Here is a 19,082-nt window from a genome sequence, read left to right on the forward strand (position 1 = left end):
ACCCCCTTACTGCAACCGCCGCAGATCGAACGCCGCTACGTCCTCGAGCAGCTCGGCAAACCCCTTGAGGATATGGTCGGCCAGCGCCGCGCCCTTGTCTGCCGTTGCCGCCGCCGCGTTCCCGACAACCCCGTGATCGTTGAAATCCGAACTCAGCCAGCCGAACCGATGCTTGCCATAACCGGAGAGATGCGTCATCCCCGCTTCCCAATCCGTCAGCCGCGAAACGAAGGTTTCCGCATGCCGCATGTCCACCTGCCCGGGCGTATAGTGCAGCATCAGCGACGTTTCGATATCCCCCCCGTGAATGCCGTACCGGCGCTCGGTTTCGTCAAACAGCCCATCGGGATACCCGAACCGCATCCACGCTGTCGCCACCGCCAGCAAGCCCAGTTCCGCCCGCGCCCTGAGTGTAACGATATCGACCGCCGCACTGTTGCCCCCATGCGAGGACACGATGACAAGCCGCCTGATCCCGGCTTCCCGCACCGCAGACGCGATGGCAAACCATGCCTGCACCAGATCCGCCGCGTCCCGGCTTTCCGTCGCGGCGAACCGGGTGTGCTCGAGAGAGGCCCCTATGCGCTCAACGGGCAGCACCACTGCGTCGATATTCGTGGCAAGATAGCCCGGCAGTGCCCTAAGATGCCCCTCGGCGATATCGCAGTCGGTGGTCGCCGGCAGGTGCGGACCATGCGCTTCGGTCGCCGCCACCGGCAGGATCGCGATCGTACTGTCGGAAACGGCGTGCCCTGAAAGCGCGTCTAAAGAGGCAAGCTGGACGAGCGGCACGCGAGGTGCTCCGTTTGGCACAAAGGGACGCATAGGATTAGCCCGTGAGCACGCCCGGAACAACACTGCGCGGCCTGATTAACTTTCCTTTAAACGCCGAATCGACGGCTTCCCCCGGTTCCGATAATGATCTTGCCATGACCAAGCCGCCAACCGCCTCGACCCTCTACCGCCTGATCGAAGCCGGCCACCTCGCCCGCCAGGCCCTGCTGGCGCCGCTCGCCGCGCGCGGGCTCGAGGCCGGCGACGACGCCGTGCTCCTGGGCCTTGCCGACCCCGCAGGCGTCCCCGTTACAACGCTTGAAGCATTCACCGGCGTGCCCAGCGATCACCTCGACCCCATCCTGCGCCGGCTCGAGGACAAGGGCCTGCTCCTGCGCCTCGCCGTCGGCCCCGAAATGGTCCCCGGCGCCCGGCTCTCCCAGCAGGGTCAGACCACCCGCACGGCTATCGAGGACCACTGGCGCCAGCTCGAAGATACGATTGCCGAGGATCTGGGCAAAAAGACCCGCAAAAGCCTGCGCCAGGGCCTCAAGCGCATCATCACGCTTCTGGATTTCTAGCATCCGCAATTTGGCGTTTGCGCACTTCTCCCGGCGGGCGTAGGGTATCGGCCCGAGCGTGTTCCGGGTCGCAGCCATGAGCCCCTTTCACCACATTCTGGGCAACAACCTCGTTGCCAACATCACCAATTTCACCGTGTGGTTCGCCATTACCTTCTGGGTCTTCATCGAAACCCAGTCGGTCTTCGCGACGGGCATGATCGCCGGCATCTTCCTGGTCTTCACAGCGGCCTTCGGCTTCTGGTTCGGCTCGATCGTCGACCACAATGGCAAAAAGCTCTCGATGCTTGCCTCGAGCGCCGTCTCGCTCGGATTTTATACCATCTCGATAGCGATGGTCTTCCTCGAGCCCGAAGGCGCTTTCAACAATCCCTACGGCGCGTATCTGTGGGTCTTCATCCTCCTCGTCATGCTTGGCGTCATCGCCGGCAACATCCGCTCCATCGCCCTGCCCACGCTCGTCACCATCCTCATTCCCGTAGGTGAGCGCGACAAGGCCAACGGGCTCGTAGGCATGGTCACAGGTATCGGCTTTCTCACCACATCGGTGATCTCCGGCTTCCTCGTCGCATGGGGCGGCATGCGCCTGACGCTGACGCTCGCCATCGTCGCGACGGTGCTGGTTCTTGCGCATCTCGCAGCGGTAAAGATCGATGAAAAGCGCGCCCCGCCCTCGCCCGACACGCCACCCGAACCCAAACGCGTCGACATCGCCGGCACCATCCGCATCGTCGCAGCAGTGCCGGGTCTCTTCGCACTCATCTTCTTCGCCACCTTCAACAATTTCCTCGGTGGCATCTTCATGGCGCTGCTCGACGCCTACGGCCTGTCGCTGGTCTCTGTCGAAGTGTGGGGCCTGCTCTTTGGCGTCCTCTCCACCGCCTTTATCATCAGCGGCATCATCATTTCTCGGACCGGGCTGGGCAAAAACCCCTTGCGCACCCTGCTGCTGGTCAACCTCGTCACCTGGATGGTCTGCTGCGTGTTCACCATACAGTCCTCGATCTGGCTCCTGACCGCCGGCTGTTTCATCTGGATGTTCTTTGCCCCCTACGCCGAGGCCGCCGAACATACGACGCTGCAAAAGGTCGTACCGCTCGAGCGCCAGGGCCGCGTCTTCGGCTTTGCCCAATCGCTCGAACAGGCCGCCTCGCCCCTCACCGCGTTCCTCATCGGCCCGCTCACCCAGTTCATTGTCATCCCGTTCATGACCGACGGTGCCGGTGCCCGCGCCATCGGGAGCTGGTTCGGCACCGGCCCGGACCGCGGCATCGCGCTGGTCTTTACGCTCGCGGGAATGGTCGGCGTAATCGTCACGATCCTCGCGCTCAATTCGCGCCCCTACCGGCGCCTGTCCGCGTTCTATCTCGGAACCCCGGACGCCACCGCGGTGGCGGAAGGGCCCAGGCCCGCCTAGCTTATGGCTGGACCTTCGATATCCGCCGGTCGATCCCCATCGTGACCGCCAGCGTCACAAACGCGAAGACCAGCATTCCGAACGCAATCGCGTGCGCCTCGCCCCAGCGCAATTGCTCGACGGAGTCGAAGATCGCGATCGAGAGCACCTTGGTTTCCCCTGGGATATTCCCTCCGATCATCATAACGACGCCGAACTCCCCCACCGTATGCGCGAACCCGAGCACCGCCGCGGTCAGATACCCCGGCCGCGCGAGCGGCAGAATGACGAGGAAAAACGCCCGCCTGAAATCGAACCCGAGCGAATACGCAGCTTCGAGCGGCCCCTTACCCACGGCGATAAACGCGTTCCGCAACGGCTGCACGACGAACGGCAGAGAGTAGAACACCGACCCGATCACCAGCCCGGTAAATGTAAACGCCAGCGTCCGCGCGCCCCAGAGCGAAGCGATCCACCCTCCCGGCCCGTTCGCGCCCAGAATGATCAGGAGATAGAACCCCAGAACCGTCGGCGGCAGTACCAGGGGCAGCGCTACGAGCGCGTTGACCACGATCGTCCATTTCGACCGCGACCGAGCCAGCCACCACGCAATCGGTGTCCCGAGCACCAGAAGGATCGCGGTCGATACCGCCGCGAGCGACAGCGTCAGCTCGATTGCGGGCCATATTTCCCAGAAGAGCGTCATGGCCGTACGCCATACCCGTGCGCTTCGATAATCTCCCGTGCCCGCGCCGAGGCAAGGAAACCCAGGAACGCCGATGCAGCCTCATTGCGCGCGTCGAGCAACACGGCGTCCTGCGCGATAGGCGCGTGCATCTCCTCGGGCACCACCCAATGCGACCCGCCTTCACCCGCCGCGATTTGCGAAAGCGCCACGAACCCGAGTTCGGCATTGCTTGTCGCAACGAACTGATAGGCCTGTGCGATATTCTGTCCGATCACCAGCCTGTCCGCGAGCGCGTCGGTCAACCCCAGCGCAGCGATGACCTCGACCGCCGCAGCGCCATAAGGCGCCGCCCCGGGCTCGGCAATCGCAAGCCTCTCGAAATCCCCCTCAAGACTCTCGGGTCCTGCGGCCAACGCCGGATCGGCGCTAAAGAGCGCCAGGCGCCCCACCGCATAGGTGAACCGGCTCGCGCCAACCGCGAGCCCCGCCTCCACCAGCAGCCCCGGCCGCTCAGTGTCGGCAGCCAGAAACGCATCGAACGGCGCCCCTTGCGTGATCTGTGCGTAAAGCTGCCCCGTTGCTCCGAAGCTCAGCCCGATCTCGAGACCGGTTTCCACCGCGAAGGCCTCGGCCAGGTCCTCCGCCGCCGCGGTGAAATTGGCCGCCACCGCAACCTGTGCGTTCTGCGCCGGGGCCGGACTTATCCCCGTCCCCAGGACAAGTGTTATGATCGCAATCAGTCGCATTGGAACCGCGATATGTTTCGAAGAACATATCGGTAGGAGAACGAAGGGATAGACGCAACGATTATTTCCGCTCGGCGATATCGGACTTGAGCGCCCGCAACGCTTCGACATCCCCAGCAATCGCAGTTTCGGTCTTGGCTTCCATCGCGCGATAGTGATTGAGAACGGCGAGACCGAGGTCGGTAAGCCGCGCCCCGCCCTGCCTGGTGCCGCCGCGCACCGTCTCGACAAGCGGCGCTCCGAAGCCTTCGTTGAGTGCCTGCACCAACCCCCAGGCGCGCTTGTAGCTCATCCCCATGGATTTCCCCGCCGCCGAGATCGATCCCATGCCGGCGATACGCTCGAGCAAGTCCGCCCGCCCCGGACCGACATAGACGTCCTGGTCGATAACGACCCGCAGGTGCCCAAGGCCCGATATGGGGACCGGGCGTTTCATCTCTTATCCCGCCAGCGCCGCTGCTTCGGCGGCCAGCGCCCGAATGCCGTCGAAATCCCCCGCCGCGACCTTGTCGCCCGGCACGACCCATGAGCCGCCGACGCACACGACGTTGGGCAAAGAAAGATAGGTTTTGGCGTTCGAAAGGCTGATCCCGCCGGTCGGGCAGAACTTCAGGTCCGCCAGCGGCGAGGCAAAGGCCTTGAGGACCGGCGTCCCGCCCATCGCCTCTGCCGGGAAGAATTTGAGGTAGGAATACCCAAGAAGTGACGCCGCCATCGCCTCGGTCGGCGACGCGATCCCCGGCAGCAGCGGAATATCGACCTTCTCGGCATCCTCGAGCAATTTCACCGGCGCACCCGGCGACACCATGAAGCGGCACCCCGCATCAACGGACCCCTTCATCGTGTCGAGGTCGCGCACCGTGCCCGATCCCACCACCGCGCCGTCAACCTTGGCCATCTCCGCGATCACCTTGAGCGCGTTGGGGGTACGAAGCGTAATCTCGAGATTCGGCAACCCTCCGGCCACAAGGGCCTCCGCCAGCGCCCGGGCGCTGGACACGTCGTCATGAATGATGACCGGCACGACCGGAGCCGCGGAAAGGATGGAAGTAAGCGTGGCCGCGTCTTGCGCCATAAATCTGCCTCCGGGGACCGTTGGATCGACGGGTTTCTGCTTCCACTAGCACGGGCTTTATTGAAATGGGAACCAAAACTCCTTAAGTCAAAGCCCGGCCAATGGAGGAAGCTGCGGCGGGACCCGATATGATCCAGCAGATCAACGCCATCACACCGCTTGAGGAAGCGCGCGCGGCACTCGCCGATGCGTTCGAGCTCAAGTTCACCAAGGCCGTCGAAAAGGCGACTCAACCGGTTTTCGACAAGGTCAAGGATCGGATTCCCGAGATCGAATGGCCCTTCTATGCGCCGCTGATTTTCGAGATCAACCGGCTCAAGAAAAAGAAAAACGCGGCCATCCTCGCGCACAATTACCAGACACCGCAGATCTACTACGGCGTCGCCGACATCGTGGGCGACAGCCTGCAGCTCGCGATCGAGGCCACCAGGGTCGAGGCCGACACCATCGTCCAGTGCGGCGTGCATTTCATGGCCGAGACCTCCAAAATGCTCAATCCCGAAAAGACCGTGCTGATCCCCGACAGCCGCGCCGGCTGCTCGCTCGCCTCCTCGATCACCGCCGAGGACGTCCTGGCGATGCGCGCGCAATACCCCGGCGTCCCGGTCGTCACCTATGTGAACTCGTCCGCCGCGGTCAAAGCGGTGACCGACGTGTGCTGCACCTCCTCGAACGCGCTCGAAATCGTCGAGGCGGTCGAGGGCGATACCGTCCTGATGATCCCCGACCAATACCTCGCCCAGAACACGGCGAAAAAGACGAAAAAGAAGATCATCACCTGGGCCGGCGCCTGCGAGGTGCACGAGACCTTCACCGCCGATGACATCGCCGAACTGCGCGCCGCCTACCCCGGCGCCAAGATCATCGCCCACCCTGAATGCCCGCCCGAAGTGATCGACAACGTCGATTTCGCCGGCTCGACCTCGGGGATGATCGACTGGATCAAGACGCAAAAGCCGCCCAAGGTGGTGATGGTCACCGAATGCTCGATGTCCGACAACGTCGCGGCCGAGACCGAGGGCGTTTCTTTCCTCCGCGGCTGCAACATCTGCCCGCACATGAAGCGCATCAACCTCGAAAACGTCCTCTGGAGCCTCCATACCGGCACTGAGGAAGTCACCATCCCCGAGGAACTGATCGAGCCCGCCCGCGCCTCCGTCGAGCGAATGATCGAGATCTCGACGCGCAAGAAGCATTGAGCAGGTGGCCCGGCTACACTGCATACGCCCACCCCTAACCCCTCCCCACAATGGGGAGGGGGATGTGGCGGTGCCCGTTGCAAGGCAGTGCCCAACCGCAAGCACAACACAGTCTCCCTCCCCTTGATGGGGAGGAATTAAGGGTGGGGTGGAGCCAAAACACGCCATTCTCGCCGTAGAGGGGCACAGCATTCACGATGCAAATCTTCGACAACACCCTGAACGCCGAAGGCGTCGTCATCGTCGGCGCCGGGCTCGCCGGTCTCTTCTGCGCGCTCAAACTCGCCCCGCGACCCGTCACCGTCCTCTCGCCCACACCGCTCGGCTTCGGCGCCTCCTCCGCCTGGGCGCAGGGTGGGGTGGCGGCTGCCGTCGGCAAGGGCGATAGCCCCGCCGCACACGCGCTCGATACCCAAATGGCCGGCGCGGGCATCGTTGATCACGGCATCTCCCAGTCCGTCACAGAGGAAGCCGCCGCCCGCATCGCCGATCTCGCAGCGCTCGGCACCCCCTTCGACCGCGACGATTTCGGCAATTACGTCCTCTCGAAAGAAGCCGCACACTCGATGAACCGCGTCGTGCGCGTCTCGGGCGATCGCGCTGGATATGCCATCATGCAGGCGATCATCGCCAAGGTGCGCCAGACGCCCTCTATCCGCGTTGTCGAAGGCATCACCGCGGTCGATCTCGCCCGCGCCGACGGCCGCGTCGTCGGCGTTTTCTGCCGCAAGCTCGGCGACCGCTATGTCGAGCCCGTCTTCATCCGCGCCCGCGCCACCGTCCTCGCCGCCGGCGGCCTCGGCGGCCTTTACGCAGTCACCACCAACCCGCCCTCGGTCCGAGGGCACGCCATGGGCATGGCGGCCCGGGCAGGCGCGATCATAGCCGACCCCGAATTCGTGCAGTTCCACCCCACCGCCATCGCCACCGGCAAGGACCCCGCCCCCCTCGCCACCGAAGCCCTGCGCGGCGAAGGCGCCATTCTCGTCAACGATCTGGGCGAGCGCTTCATGCTCGACGTCCACGAAGACGCCGAACTCGCCCCGCGCGACATTGTGGCGCGCGCCAATTTTCGCGAGATCAGGCTCGGCAGAAAAGTCTTCCTCGATACGAGGCAAGCCCTTGGCGCGCGCATTCTCGAGGCTTACCCCACCGTCGCCCAATACTGCGCAGAAGCCGGCATCGACCCGGTCAGCGAACCCATCCCCGTCACCCCCGCTGCGCACTATCACATGGGCGGCGTCAAGGTGGACGCGGACGGGCGCGCCTCGCTCCCAGGCCTGTGGGTCTGTGGCGAAGCCTCGTGCACGGGCCTTCACGGCGCCAACCGGCTCGCCTCAAACTCGCTCCTCGAAGCCGTCGTCTACGGCGCGCGCATCGCCGACGACATCGGCGGCCTCGAGCCGGCGACGGGCCATCTGCCGCCCTTCGAGGGCATCGGATGGGATCCGCAAAAAGGCGCCGAGGCCGAGGCGATCCTGCGCAATCTCGATGCGGTCAGACGTCTGCGTGCCGTGATGAGCGACCATGTCGGCGTCGAGCGCGATGCAGCGGGGCTCAAGCACGCGCTGCGCGAACTCGCAACCCTCGAGGCCACCGCGCTCGGGGTCACCCGCGCCTATCTCAACATGATCACCTCGGCCACCCTCGTCGCCGCAGCCGCACTACGGCGCACGGAAAGCCGCGGCGGCCACTTCCGCACCGACTTCCCTCAAACCGACGATACCTGGGGGCGTCATACAGAAATGACGCTGGGCGAAGCGCTGAAGATCAGGGCCGAAGCCTAGTTCGCCGCCGCGAACAGCCCCTCGATCGCGTCCCGCCGCGTGTCGGCCACCAGCCGCATGATCTCCTCGCCCCCCCGCATAAGGACGAGCGTCGACCGCCGGGGAATGCCAAGCTCCGCCACCAGCGGTCCCTCCCTGTGCGTATCCCAGTCGACCTGCACGACGGTCACCTCGCGATACGCCTCATTTTCCGCCTGCAACGCGCCGATCACCCGCTGCTGGGCCGCACAGGTCACGCACCAGGACGCATAAAAGTCGAGAATATAAGGCTGCCCGGACGCATCGAGCTCCTCAACGAGCGCTTCACTATAGACCTCGTGCACAACCTCCTGCGCCATCGCCGGCAGGCTCACAAGCATCAGCAAGAGCCCCATAACCGTTCGCCGCAATACCGTCATCACCATCTCTCCTAAACACTGACCGAAAGATCGAGAAGGCCTGCAGGCAGCGCCTGCAGCGCCCAGAATTCGAGCATCTTGTCGATCCCGAACCAAATCCCCAGCCCCACCGCGATGAGCGCCACGCCCATGACCGGTTTGGCGTACCGCGCCACGGCCATCAGCCGCTCCCGCCGCCGCGCAATCAACTCCCGGCTTCCATAGGCGAGGGCCAGAACGATGGTCCCCGCGCCAAGCGAAAAGACCGCCATGATCGCGAACGCATAGAAAAGGTTCTCACCCGCACTCGCCAGCGCAATCGCGCCCCCGAGCGTCGGGCCAATGCAGGGCGACCACACGACGCCCAGAAGCGCTCCCGAAATCCCCTGCCGCCAGAGCCCGCCGGACCCAGGCGTCCCCTCAAACACCGAGAGCGCACGGTTGCCGCCCGAAGCGACGCCGCCAGCAAGCCGCGCGAACCCGGCGCTCGCCTGCGGCACCAGCAGCACGGCGCCGAACGCGATCATCAACACCGCGCCGATCCGCGCGATATCCTCGGGAAACAGCCCCAGCGCCTGCGCGAACGCATAGCCGAAAAACCCCGCCAGCGTGAAACTCACCGCCAGCCCGCCCGCCAAAGCGACCGGTCCCAACCGGTGCTGCCCGACCGATCCGGCCAGCACAATGGGCAGGAGCGGCAAAACGCACGGATTGAGTAGCGTCAGAAGACCGGCGGCATAGGCAAATATCAAGTCGATCAAAACGAACCCTGACCAAGCAACACAAAGATCCTGCCCGGTTCTACGCCCGGCAGGCCCTTTGCGTTACAACACGCCTGATCACGACCGGGTGATCACGCGCTCGCAAGCACCGCATCGACTTCGGCCCGCGTCGGTGGCACACAGCCAATATGCGCACAGTTGAGCCCGGCAACGGTCGCCCCGAACCGCAGCACCTCGGTGAGCGCCAGCCCGTCGAGGTCCCCGATCCGCCCGACCGCCAGATGGCCCTTATCCGCAATCGCCGTCAAAATCCCCGCCATGAGGCTATCGCCCGCCCCCACGGTATCGCCCATTACCGCGGGCCGGTAGATCGGCACGCTCGCCTGCGCCTTGGTCGTGAACGCCCGCGAGCCCGCTTCCCCGAGCGTCACCACGACAAGCTCGCAATTGGGCCGCGCCAGAAGGGCCGACGCATGATCCTCGATGGACTTCTGAGGATCGAGCGTCGAAAGATCCTCGTCGGACACCTTGATCACATGCGCAAAATCAAGAAACCCGTCGAGCCGCGCCTTGTAACCCTCGAAATCCGAAATCAGGCTCGGCCGCACATTGGGGTCAATGGAAATCACCGAGCCGCGCGCCGCGACCTGCCCGACCACGTCCATCCAGACGTCCGCATCCTCGGGCTCGATGGGCAAAAATCCGCCGATCTGGAAAAGATCGACCTCCTCCGGCAGTGCGCCATTGAGCTTGTCGCGGCTGATATCGCGCTCCGCCGTCCCCTGGCGATAGAACGCATAGCTCGGCAGCCCCTTGGCGTTCCGCGTCACCACCGCCAGCGTCGTATTGCAATCGCTGCGCTCGCCAACGAGCTGGATCACGCCCGCCGCGTTGAGCGGCCCTAAAAGCAGATCGCCGAACGTATCCTTGGAGATCGGGCACAAATACCCGGTATCATTGCCGAGCTTCGCCAGCGCAATCGCACAATTGTAGGGTGACCCACCCGCGTGTGCACTCATCCCCAGAGCCTCATCGCCCCCCTGCGGCTTGGCGACAAGGTCGATAAGGCTTTCCCCGGAAACGACGAACATCAGGCTGATCCTCCAAAGCGCGGCAATTGATTGTCCGCGCTTCTATCGCAACGTTGCGGTCCCGCCAAGCCGCGACGCGATTGCCGTCTAATGCGGTTTCGCGTAGGAAATGCCCATGAACGACAACGATCTCAAAGACCGCATCGAAGCGCTCGAAATCCGGCAGGCTCATGCCGATCGCACGATCGATGAGCTCAACGCGTTGGTCACCGAGCAATTCCAGACGATCGAACGCCTCAAGCGCCGGATCGCAATGCTCGACGATCAGCTCTCAGCGGTCGAAACCCTCGCCCGGACCCAGGCCAAAGAACCCCCGCCGCCGCATTACTAACCGCACCAGCTCCGCCGCGCGCCGCCCCACGGCCGCGCCAGCCCCTCTGCGACCAGGATCATCCCCAGCGACTGCCCGTCCCGCGTCAGCACCCGCAGCTTGCGCCCGTAGACGTCTTCATCGCGATGATCCCACATTGTCATCTCGAACCCGCCGGCATTGACCAGTTCCAGCATCCGCCGCGTTGCCCGCTGCCCCAATGCCAGCTCCTCGGCGCACTGATAGGAAAACACTTCCGGCGTGTCGATATCGGCGATCCGGATCCGCACGCCGTTGATCTTGATCGTATCGCCGTCGGTCACACAGGTTGCCGCACCGCTCGAACAGAGCGAAAACCGCTGCGCAACAATGGTATCGGCAGGGATCTGAACCACCGGCACCGAGAGCGACGGGACCTCGACATAGCCGCGCTCGATTGCGAAATAGCCCAGCGCTGCAACCGCGGCAAACGCAAGCAGCATCTCGAACAACGGCAGCTGCGCTCTGCGCTGGCGCCGGACGCCAGCGCGCCCGAACGGCACAATTTTGCCCATCGCGAAGACCTCCCTACGATTCGACCGAACCGTAAGACCCTCCGTCCTAACGATGGGTAAGGATCAATTCCGCAAAGCTACTGACCGCGCTTACACCGACAGGCAGAGATACTTGATATCGAGGTAGTCCTCGATCCCGTATTTCGAGCCCTCCCGCCCGAAGCCGGACTGCTTCACGCCGCCGAACGGCGCCACTTCCGTCGATATGATCCCCGTATTGATCCCGATGATCCCATATTCGAGTGCCTCGGCCACCTTGTAGACCTTTGAGATGTCCCGCGCATAGAAATAGGCCGCCAGACCGAATTCCGTCGCGTTCGCCAATGCGATCACTTCCTCGGTCGTCTCGAACCGGAACAGGGGCGCAACGGGCCCGAAAATCTCCTCGCGGGCAATCCGCATGTCTCCGGTCGCGCCGGTCACCAGCGTCGTCGGATAAAAAAGCGCCCCCTCCGGCCGGTCGCCGATGGCTGAAATCCGCGCGCCGTGCTCGGACGCATCCGCCAGCAGCGCCTCCACCTTCTCAATGGCCTTTTCATTGATCAGCGGCCCGGTGGTGACATCCTTCTCCAACCCGTTCCCCAGCCGCAATTTTTCCATCTTCGCGGCGAGCTTTTCGGCAAAAGCGTCGTAGAGATCGGCATGAACGTAGATGCGGTTGGCGCACACGCAGGTCTGTCCCGCATTGCGGAATTTCGAGACCATCGCGCCTTCGACCGCCGCGTCGAGATCGGCGTCTTCGAAAACGATGAACGGGGCGTTCCCGCCCAGCTCCATGCTCATGCGCTTCACCCCGTCAGCGCACTGCCGCATCAGGATCTTGCCGACATTGGTCGACCCGGTGAAGCTGATCTTGGCAACCTTGGGGTTGGCGCACAATTCCTGCCCGATCGCCGCCGCGTCGGTCCCTGGCACCACGTTGAACACCCCCGGCGGAAACCCCGCCCACTCCATCAGCCGTGCGATCGCCAGCGCCGAGAGCGGCGTCTCCGCCGCCGGTTTGGCAACGACAGTACACCCCACCGCGAGCGCCGGCGCCAGCTTGCGTGCCAGCATGGCGTTGGGGAAATTCCACGGCGTGATCAGCCCAACGACCCCTACCGGCTGCTTGATCACCATGATCCGCTTGTCGGCCTGGTGGCCGGGAATCGTATCTCCGTAAACCCGCCGCGCCTCCTCGGCGAACCATTCGATGTAAGCCGCGCCATAGAGGATTTCCCCTTTGGCCTCGGCAAAAGGCTTGCCCTGCTCGAGCGTCAGCAGGCGGGCCAGATCGTTGGCGTTTTCCACCATAAGCCGATGGAGCGCCTTGAGCTTGTCGGCACGCGCCTTGGCCGAAAGCGCTGCCCAGCCCGGCTGCGCGGCATGCGCGGCATCGATCGCCTCCCGGGTCGCATGCGTAGAGAGATCCGAAATTTGCGCCAGCACCTCGCCTGTCGCGGGATTGGCCACACGGAACACCTTGCCGCGCGAGGAAACCGTGTTCCATTTCCCGCCTATGAACCCTCCCGCGACCACGATCCGCTTTTCGCTGAGCTTGTCTGTGAGCGCTGATGTGAGGGTCATCGCGACCTCCTTGTGATTTTGTGGTTTACCGATTGAACGCTGAATCGTGAGAAGGTTCAATCCGCTCGAAGCGTTCCAAGCTGGCCACTGCCAACTGGCATGTTATAATGCCCAATGGCACCCCGAGCGCCGCACAGCGCCTAACCGACGAGACCGAATGACAAAAAAGGCCACCGCCTACGCCTTTCTCGAACGCCCCGAACATATGCCCCGGGGTTCGCTTTCAAGCCACGTGACGTCTCAACTGCGCGAAGCGATTGTGTCGCTGCGCCTGAAGCCGGGCACCATGCTCGACAAGTCCGAGATCTGCGAACGTCTCGGCGTGTCGCGATCGCCGGTCGCCGACGCGCTGGCGCGGCTGCAGTCCGAAGGGCTGATCGACATCTTGCCCCAGCGCGGCTCGGTCGTGTCGCTGGTCTCGCTGGCAGCGGTCAAGGAATACATCTTCATCCGCACCGCGCTTGAATGCGAAACCGTCCGTAAACTCGCCGTCGAGCGGCCCGGTGGACTGGTCGAAGCACTCGAAGCGAACATCGCGCGTCAAAGAGACCTTGCGACTGAAGACGATAAGCAGGGCTTCCACAATGTGGACCTCCAGTTCCATGAAATCCTGCTCAATGCCGCCGGCTACCGGCGCATGAAGGCAATGGTGGATACGGCGCGGAACAATCTCGACCGTGCCCGGCATCTCTCGAACCGCATTCGCGAAACGGCGCTGGCGCTCGAGGAACATAGCGCCATCGTGGATGCCATCGTAAAGGGTGATCCCGAGGAAGCCTCCGATGCCATGCGGCGTCACCTCGACTCCATGGTGGAATCGGTCTTCGAAGTCGCCCGGCAAAGCCCGACGCTGTTTTCCGACGGCGAGCTCGCACAGGCCTGACTGTCGTTCGCTTCTGGCGCACGGACCGTCCCGATTGGTCGTCTTAATCGCAACGGCAAAGACGCCTAGATTGAAGGTCACACGTTTAAAGCGCCGTCCGCGGCAAAATCCAGGGTGACCGGAAATGTCCACAACGTCCCAGAACAGCGTCGCAACCCAGGCGCTCGTCCCCACCTCGACCCGCCTCGGCGAGGTCCATATCGCCGTGACCGGCAAGGACGATGCGCTCGCCGTCTGGCGTGACGTCGTCGGGCTGGCGCTTCTTGAAGAAACGCCCGAGCGTCTCGTTCTCGGCGCAGGCGGTACGCCGCTGATCGTTTTGCACCTCGACGCGGCCGCGCCCGTGGCGCCGCACACGACCGGGCTCTACCATGTCGCCATTCACGTCCCCACGCGCCGCGACTTCGCCCGCGCCCTGAACCGCGCCATCGTTCATAAAGAGCGCGTTTCGCCCACCGACCATCTGGTATCCGAAGCGCTCTATCTTTGGGACCGCGACGGCAACGGCATCGAAATCACTTTCGAAACCCCATGGCGCGGCAGCTTCGTCCAGGACGAAGAACTCCGGGCAATTACCCCCGACGGCAAGCCGCACTCCGGCCGCGAACCCATTGACGTACCGGGCCTTCTCGCCGAGCTCGAAGGCGACCCCACGCCGCTCGCGCCGATGCCCGAAGGCACGCGCATCGGCCATGTCCACGTGCATGTGGGCGATCTCGACGCGGCGATGGTTTTCTACCGCGACCGGCTCGGTTTTGCCGGTCAGCTCCTGAGCCGCCGCTACGGCATGGGCGACGTCACCCTCGACTACGCGCCGCACATCCTCGCATTCAATATCTGGGCCGGCCGAAACGCCCCACCCCCGCCGCAGGACGCCGCCGGCCTGCGCTGGTTCGAAATCGTCGTACCCGATGAAGAGACCCTTGAGGGTATGCGCACACGCCTCGCCGATGCAGGCTCGCCCGTCACGCAAATCGAGCGCGGGATCGAGACGCGCGACCCTTGGGAAAACCGGATCAAGATATTGCGCGCATAGGCCCGGCCCCGGACACGCCGCTCCTCGTGCCGCGGAGCGTCACCCCGGACGCCGCGCGATCATGTCGATCTCCACCAGCGCCCCCACCGCGAGCCCGGTAACCCCGATCGTCGTGCGCGCCGGCAGCTTGCCCTGCTCGAAATACCGCATATAGGTCGCGTTCATGGCCGCGTAGTCCCGCTCGAATTCCCGCAGGTAAATCCGCACCATCGTGACGTTCTCGAGCCCCAAGCCGATGCCCTCGAGAACGATCTGCAGATTGTCCATCACCCGCCGTGTCTGCGCTTCGATGCCCTCGGACAGAGGCGCGTCCGGCGCATCGGGGTCCGTGGGCATTTGGCCGGTCAAAAACACCCAGCCTTCGGCTTCGACAGCATGGGAAAACGGTGCGACCGGACGCGGCCCGCGCTCGATCATGTGGTGGACAGGCAGGCTCATATCGGAACTCCGTTCGGCAATTCGGGTTGCGATAGAAAGTGAGCCCGCGCGTCACCGACGTCAATCGCATCGGCCCTTGTACTTGCGTTGCACCGGCCTAAATGAAAACAGTCAGAATTGTTCAGCCCGAAAGGTCAGCTCATGAGCGAAGCTCTCACAATTCAACATGAAAGCAACGGATCGGGAGGGCGCTATTTCGCCGGCCTCGGGGACGGATTTGAGGCTGAAATGACCTATCGCATTCGCGCCGACGGCGCCCGCGTCATCGACCACACCGGCGTTCCCAGGCCGTTCGAGGGCAAGGGATATGCGCTGCAGTTGGTCAAGCGCGCCATCGCGGACGCACGCCGGGACGACTTCAAGATCGTGCCCCTGTGCCCCTATGTCGAAGCCCAGTTCCGGCGCCATTCCGAATGGGAAGACCTGCGCGCTCGGTAACTCCGGTCAGCCCGCGCTTGCCAGGTTGGCGTCATATGCAATCACGCAGTCGCGGCCTTCCGCCTTTGCGCGATAGAGTGCTGCGTCGGCCATCGCGGTGGCCGTTTCGATCGTATCCCCTGACTGGATGATGGCGGTACCGATGCTCATGGTCACCGCGAGTTCGCGGTCGTCGTCGAGTGTGATCGGCACGCTGCGCATCATCTCGACCAGGCCCGCCGCGATCCTGGCGAGCCGCGCCGCCTCGCAATTGCGGATAAGGATAAGAAACTCGTCCCCGCCCCATCGCGCGCAGACGTCGGATTTCCGAACCGCGGTGGACAGCCGCCGCGCCACCTCCACGATCACCTGGTCGCCCACCGGATGGCCTTGGCTGTCGTTGATCCGCTTGAAATGATCGATATCAACCAAAAGCAGGCCGTACGCCCAGCTGTCTCCATAGGCCTGCTCCCGCATGGTTTCGAACGCGTAGGCAAAACCGCGCCGGTTGAAGACGCCCGTCAACGCATCGCGGTTGACCAGCGCTTCCAGCTGCTCGGTCCGCTCCCGGATCTGGCGCTCGAGGCCAAGCTCGGAATCGGTGACAGCGTTGCTCATCTCGGCGAGCGCGCGCGAAAGCCGCCCGATCTCGTCATTGCGCGGATCGGGCGAAAACTGCACCCGCTTGCCGTCGCGCACCGACGAGAGCCCGCCCTCGACCTTTTCGAGCCGGTCGAGCACCATCGCTTTGAAGACATACACCATGACCAGGACCGCGACACCCATCAAGGCGGCAAACAGCAGCCCGATCGGAAGGAACAGACCCTTGTCGACGATGGTATCGATGTCCATCACCGTCACGTTGTACCAGCCGATCTCGTCGAGATATCCGACCCCGACCAGCATCGGCTTGCCATCGACGGAAAGATAGGCGGCCTGGACCGTCTGCCCGCTGTCCGGATTGGCGGTCGTCGCCATCATCGCGCGCAGCGCAGCCATGTCCGACGGCGTATCGAACAAGGAAAAGACGACGTTCTTTTGCGCGATATCCTTGGTCAGCGAATGGAAATCCACCATCGACGCGTCCCGGTGCGCCTGCACCGCACCACTCTCGTCGACAAACATCGATTCTATCCCGGGCTGCGGCACATCGACCACGTCGCGGATGAATGCCGAAAGATCGAGCCCCGTGCCCGCAATTCCCAGCACCTGCCCGTCTTGATTGATGATGCAGTTGATCCAGACCTTGGTGACGCCAAGGAAATCGTCATGGTCGACGTTGAGATAGCACCCTTCGCGCCGCGAGCGTGTAGTGAAATACCAGCCGTCGCGCGGATTGTCCGAACGCACGGTGTACTGGAACGGGTCGCCGGCGTAACTGTCCTGGCTGTCGTTGAAGTAGTAATTCCTCGACCCGTCGATCACCAGAAACACGCTTTCGTCCTCGAAGGCACGCCGGTAGTGCTCGAGCTCGGCGATACCGCGTTCGCGGATCTCGGCGTCGTATTCGTTCTGCGCCCAGGCGATGATATTGGGCGCGCGTACCATGGCTTCCGCAAGCGCGACCTCCCGGCGCAGCGTTTCGAGGCCGCGGTAACGGTCGTACTGCACCTGCCGCTCGGCCACGAGCGCCCCCACCCGCAACGCGGTCTGGTCCACGATGTAGTTGAAGGCGAACCATCCGGCCACGGCAAGAAGCGCCATAAACCCCGCAAGGACCAGAAGGACGCGTGTGCGCAACGTCGATGGAGCCGCCGCCCGTGCTGCCTTCTCCCCCATGGCGCTTCTGCTCCTTGTCCGCATACCGGACGCGCAAAGCCCGGATTCTGCAGAAAATCTTATCCACAGATCCCTTTAGTGATTGCTAATGGGGACGTCGGGGGGTAATGCCCCCCCGGTTTACAGCCCGGCCACGAACCGCTGAACGGCGGCCAGTTCGGTCTGCGCCACCTCATGCCCGCCCTCGTGCCAGGCAACCTCGGTCGCCACCCCCTGGCGGGTAAGGTAGTCCGCCAGCGCCTGCGTATTTTCCGGCGGGCACATACCATCGCGCCGCCCCGCCGTGATCAGCACCTTGCGCCCCGCAAGCCCCGGCACGTCGCCCGGCGTCCACGGGATAAGCGGATGCATCAGCACCGCCGCATCGACGATCTCGGGAGCGCTCAGCATCACCGAGGCAAGGATATTGGCGCCGTTGGAATACCCCAGCCCGTAGACGGGCCCTTCGCCCGCCTGCGCCTTTATGAACGCCGCCATGCGCGCGGTCCTTTCCGCCAGGTCGTCCATATCGTAGACGCCCTCGCCGGTACGCCGGAAATACCGCAGCGCCCCCATCTCCGACACATCGCCCCGCGGCGCGACGATCCGCGCCTCGGGAGCCAGTTGCCGGGCGAGGTCGAACAGCTGGTTCTCGTCACCGCCGGTGCCGTGAAAGACGAACAGCGTCGGCGCACCTTCCGCTCCGGCGTGTTCGCGAAAGACATATCCAGTGTCAGTCATGGCTCACATCCTCGATTTCAGGCAGGTGGGTCTCGAGCCACGCACGCAAATGCTCGTGCTGGCTGGGCAGCTTCAGGGCCTCGCCCAGATGGGCCGTATCCTCATCGCGGTCGAACCCCGGCTCGTTGGTCGCGATCTCGAACAAGACCCCGCCGGGCGTCCGGAAATAGATCGCATAGAAATAATCGCGGTCGATCACCGGCGTCACATTGTACCCCGTATCCACCAGTGCCGCGCGCACCGCAAGCTGCGCTGCCCGGTCCGGCACCGCAAACGCGATATGGTGCACCGAGCCGGCGCCGAGTTCCCCGCGCGGCATGTTAGGCAGCGTCTGCACGTCGATAACGTCGGCGCCATTGCCGCCAGCCATTACGAACCGCTTGATCCCGCGGCACGTCTCGGCGTCCTCATACCCCATGAACTTCAGCAGTTCCTCGGTCGCCCCGCCATCGCGGACCCGCAGCGCCGCCGAATGGAACCCCCGGATCGCGACGTCGCCGGACACCCCGCCGCCCGTCCATGCCGCGCGCGGATCCTCCGGCACTTCGACAAGCGCCAGCCCGTCGCCATCCGGCCCGGCAAAGCGCAACCGCTTCTGCCCGAAGCTCTCATCGGCGATGACATTGCCCGCCCCTTTGGCTGCCAGCCGTTCCTTCCAGAACCCGATGCTGTCTTCGGGCACCGAAAACACCGTCTCCCCCACCTCCCCGGTGCCGGGACGCCCCCGGATGATGTTGGGAAACGGAAAGTAGGTCATCACCGAGCCCGGCGTACCGGCCTCATCGCCGTAATAAAGGTGGTAGACCGACGGCTCATCGAAATTGACCGTCTTTTTCACCCGCCGCAGCCCAAGCGTGTCTGTATAAAACCGGTTGTTCGCATCCGCATCGCGCGACATCGCCGTAACGTGATGCAGACCCTTGATCTGATCGAGCATGGGATC

Annotated in this window: 22 protein-coding genes; 8 read left to right on the forward strand and 14 right to left on the reverse strand. The window is 63.9% G+C overall.

The window, feature by feature from the left end; all coding sequences use genetic code 11:
- Nucleotides 1-6 precede the first annotated feature (6 nt).
- Entirely contained in the window at nucleotides 7-792 is a 786-nt protein-coding gene (locus LSG43_RS11620) for a creatininase family protein (protein ID WP_231804261.1), read from the reverse strand.
- A gap of 137 nt (nucleotides 793-929) precedes the next feature.
- Here LSG43_RS11620 and LSG43_RS11625 point away from each other — a divergent pair, with 137 nt between their 5' ends.
- Together LSG43_RS11625 and LSG43_RS11630 are read left to right on the forward strand one after the other, a co-directional pair.
- Nucleotides 930-1,355, forward strand: coding sequence for a winged helix DNA-binding protein (locus LSG43_RS11625; protein ID WP_231804263.1), 426 nt, complete (start codon nucleotides 930-932; stop codon nucleotides 1,353-1,355).
- Between the two features lie 76 nt (nucleotides 1,356-1,431).
- Nucleotides 1,432-2,772: an MFS transporter gene (locus tag LSG43_RS11630; RefSeq protein ID WP_231804265.1), complete on the forward strand. Its 1,341-nt coding sequence runs from the start codon at nucleotides 1,432-1,434 to the stop codon at nucleotides 2,770-2,772.
- 1 nt (nucleotide 2,773) lies between these two features.
- Here the strand turns inward: LSG43_RS11630 and modB are convergent, their stop codons facing one another.
- From modB to eda, 4 genes are all read right to left on the reverse strand, one after another.
- Nucleotides 2,774-3,457: a molybdate ABC transporter permease subunit gene (gene modB, locus LSG43_RS11635; RefSeq protein WP_231804267.1), complete on the reverse strand. Its 684-nt coding sequence runs from the start codon at nucleotides 3,455-3,457 to the stop codon at nucleotides 2,774-2,776.
- Entirely contained in the window at nucleotides 3,454-4,185 is a 732-nt protein-coding gene (modA, locus tag LSG43_RS11640; RefSeq protein ID WP_231804269.1) for a molybdate ABC transporter substrate-binding protein, read from the reverse strand. Before modA ends, modB begins: the two co-directional genes overlap by 4 nt.
- Nucleotides 4,186-4,246: 61 nt before the next feature.
- Nucleotides 4,247-4,621 (reverse strand): winged helix-turn-helix domain-containing protein, encoded by a 375-nt coding sequence (locus LSG43_RS11645; protein WP_231804271.1) that lies wholly within the window; start codon nucleotides 4,619-4,621, stop codon nucleotides 4,247-4,249.
- A 3-nt stretch (nucleotides 4,622-4,624) separates the two neighbouring features.
- Nucleotides 4,625-5,260: a bifunctional 4-hydroxy-2-oxoglutarate aldolase/2-dehydro-3-deoxy-phosphogluconate aldolase gene (eda, locus tag LSG43_RS11650; protein ID WP_231804273.1), complete on the reverse strand. Its 636-nt coding sequence runs from the start codon at nucleotides 5,258-5,260 to the stop codon at nucleotides 4,625-4,627.
- A 128-nt stretch (nucleotides 5,261-5,388) separates the two neighbouring features.
- Between eda and nadA the strand changes: the two genes are divergently transcribed.
- Nucleotides 5,389-6,459, forward strand: a complete 1,071-nt coding sequence (nadA, locus tag LSG43_RS11655) for a quinolinate synthase NadA (protein WP_231804275.1) — start codon at nucleotides 5,389-5,391, stop codon at nucleotides 6,457-6,459.
- A 197-nt stretch (nucleotides 6,460-6,656) separates the two neighbouring features.
- A complete protein-coding gene (locus LSG43_RS11660) occupies nucleotides 6,657-8,246 on the forward strand; it encodes an L-aspartate oxidase (protein WP_231804277.1) in 1,590 nt (529 codons plus the stop codon).
- On the opposite strand, the gene LSG43_RS11665 is transcribed toward LSG43_RS11660, so the two are convergent.
- The 3 genes from LSG43_RS11665 to LSG43_RS11675 form a co-directional block, all read right to left on the reverse strand.
- Nucleotides 8,243-8,644, reverse strand: a complete 402-nt coding sequence (locus tag LSG43_RS11665; protein ID WP_231804279.1) for a thioredoxin family protein — start codon at nucleotides 8,642-8,644, stop codon at nucleotides 8,243-8,245. The two genes, LSG43_RS11660 and LSG43_RS11665, sit on opposite strands and share 4 nt — an antisense overlap.
- 11 nt (nucleotides 8,645-8,655) lie before the next feature.
- A complete protein-coding gene (locus LSG43_RS11670; protein ID WP_231804281.1) occupies nucleotides 8,656-9,384 on the reverse strand; it encodes a cytochrome c biogenesis CcdA family protein in 729 nt (242 codons plus the stop codon).
- 92 nt (nucleotides 9,385-9,476) lie between these two features.
- Nucleotides 9,477-10,436, reverse strand: a complete 960-nt coding sequence (locus LSG43_RS11675) for a carbohydrate kinase family protein (protein WP_231804283.1) — start codon at nucleotides 10,434-10,436, stop codon at nucleotides 9,477-9,479.
- A gap of 115 nt (nucleotides 10,437-10,551) precedes the next feature.
- Here LSG43_RS11675 and LSG43_RS11680 point away from each other — a divergent pair, with 115 nt between their 5' ends.
- Complete coding sequence (locus tag LSG43_RS11680) at nucleotides 10,552-10,767, forward strand: SlyX family protein (RefSeq protein ID WP_231804285.1); 216 nt, start codon at nucleotides 10,552-10,554, stop codon at nucleotides 10,765-10,767.
- On the opposite strand, the gene LSG43_RS11685 is transcribed toward LSG43_RS11680, so the two are convergent.
- Both LSG43_RS11685 and LSG43_RS11690 read right to left on the reverse strand, forming a co-directional pair.
- Complete coding sequence (locus LSG43_RS11685) at nucleotides 10,764-11,300, reverse strand: thermonuclease family protein (protein WP_231804287.1); 537 nt, start codon at nucleotides 11,298-11,300, stop codon at nucleotides 10,764-10,766. The genes LSG43_RS11680 and LSG43_RS11685 overlap by 4 nt on opposite strands.
- Before the next feature lie 90 nt (nucleotides 11,301-11,390).
- Nucleotides 11,391-12,866 (reverse strand): NAD-dependent succinate-semialdehyde dehydrogenase, encoded by a 1,476-nt coding sequence (locus LSG43_RS11690; RefSeq protein WP_231804289.1) that lies wholly within the window; start codon nucleotides 12,864-12,866, stop codon nucleotides 11,391-11,393.
- Between the two features lie 157 nt (nucleotides 12,867-13,023).
- On the opposite strand from LSG43_RS11690, the gene LSG43_RS11695 reads away from it, so the two are divergent.
- Both LSG43_RS11695 and LSG43_RS11700 read left to right on the forward strand, forming a co-directional pair.
- The gene (locus tag LSG43_RS11695; RefSeq protein ID WP_231804291.1) at nucleotides 13,024-13,749 is read left to right on the forward strand and encodes a GntR family transcriptional regulator; all 726 of its coding nucleotides are present in this window, start codon (nucleotides 13,024-13,026) and stop codon (nucleotides 13,747-13,749) included.
- A gap of 124 nt (nucleotides 13,750-13,873) precedes the next feature.
- Nucleotides 13,874-14,785: a VOC family protein gene (locus tag LSG43_RS11700; RefSeq protein WP_231804293.1), complete on the forward strand. Its 912-nt coding sequence runs from the start codon at nucleotides 13,874-13,876 to the stop codon at nucleotides 14,783-14,785.
- Between the two features lie 39 nt (nucleotides 14,786-14,824).
- Here the strand turns inward: LSG43_RS11700 and LSG43_RS11705 are convergent, their stop codons facing one another.
- On the reverse strand, nucleotides 14,825-15,202 hold the full coding sequence (locus LSG43_RS11705; RefSeq protein ID WP_231804689.1) for a RidA family protein: 378 nt from the start codon (nucleotides 15,200-15,202) through the stop codon (nucleotides 14,825-14,827).
- Between the two features lie 162 nt (nucleotides 15,203-15,364).
- On the opposite strand from LSG43_RS11705, the gene LSG43_RS11710 reads away from it, so the two are divergent.
- Nucleotides 15,365-15,661 carry a GNAT family N-acetyltransferase gene (locus LSG43_RS11710; protein WP_231804295.1) on the forward strand — a complete coding sequence of 99 codons (297 nt, stop codon included), beginning with the start codon at nucleotides 15,365-15,367 and terminating at the stop codon, nucleotides 15,659-15,661.
- Nucleotides 15,662-15,667: 6 nt separating this feature from the next.
- Here LSG43_RS11710 and LSG43_RS11715 read toward each other — a convergent pair whose 3' ends face one another.
- The 3 genes from LSG43_RS11715 to LSG43_RS11725 form a co-directional block, all read right to left on the reverse strand.
- Nucleotides 15,668-17,419: a GGDEF domain-containing protein gene (locus tag LSG43_RS11715; protein WP_231804297.1), complete on the reverse strand. Its 1,752-nt coding sequence runs from the start codon at nucleotides 17,417-17,419 to the stop codon at nucleotides 15,668-15,670.
- A gap of 120 nt (nucleotides 17,420-17,539) precedes the next feature.
- Nucleotides 17,540-18,139 (reverse strand): alpha/beta hydrolase, encoded by a 600-nt coding sequence (locus LSG43_RS11720; RefSeq protein WP_231804299.1) that lies wholly within the window; start codon nucleotides 18,137-18,139, stop codon nucleotides 17,540-17,542.
- Nucleotides 18,132-19,076, reverse strand: a complete 945-nt coding sequence (locus LSG43_RS11725) for a VOC family protein (protein ID WP_231804301.1) — start codon at nucleotides 19,074-19,076, stop codon at nucleotides 18,132-18,134. Before LSG43_RS11725 ends, LSG43_RS11720 begins: the two co-directional genes overlap by 8 nt.
- Nucleotides 19,077-19,082: the final 6 nt, after the last annotated feature.

This window comes from Pelagibacterium xiamenense (genome assembly GCF_021166475.1).
Taxonomy (GTDB): domain Bacteria; phylum Pseudomonadota; class Alphaproteobacteria; order Rhizobiales; family Devosiaceae; genus Pelagibacterium; species Pelagibacterium xiamenense.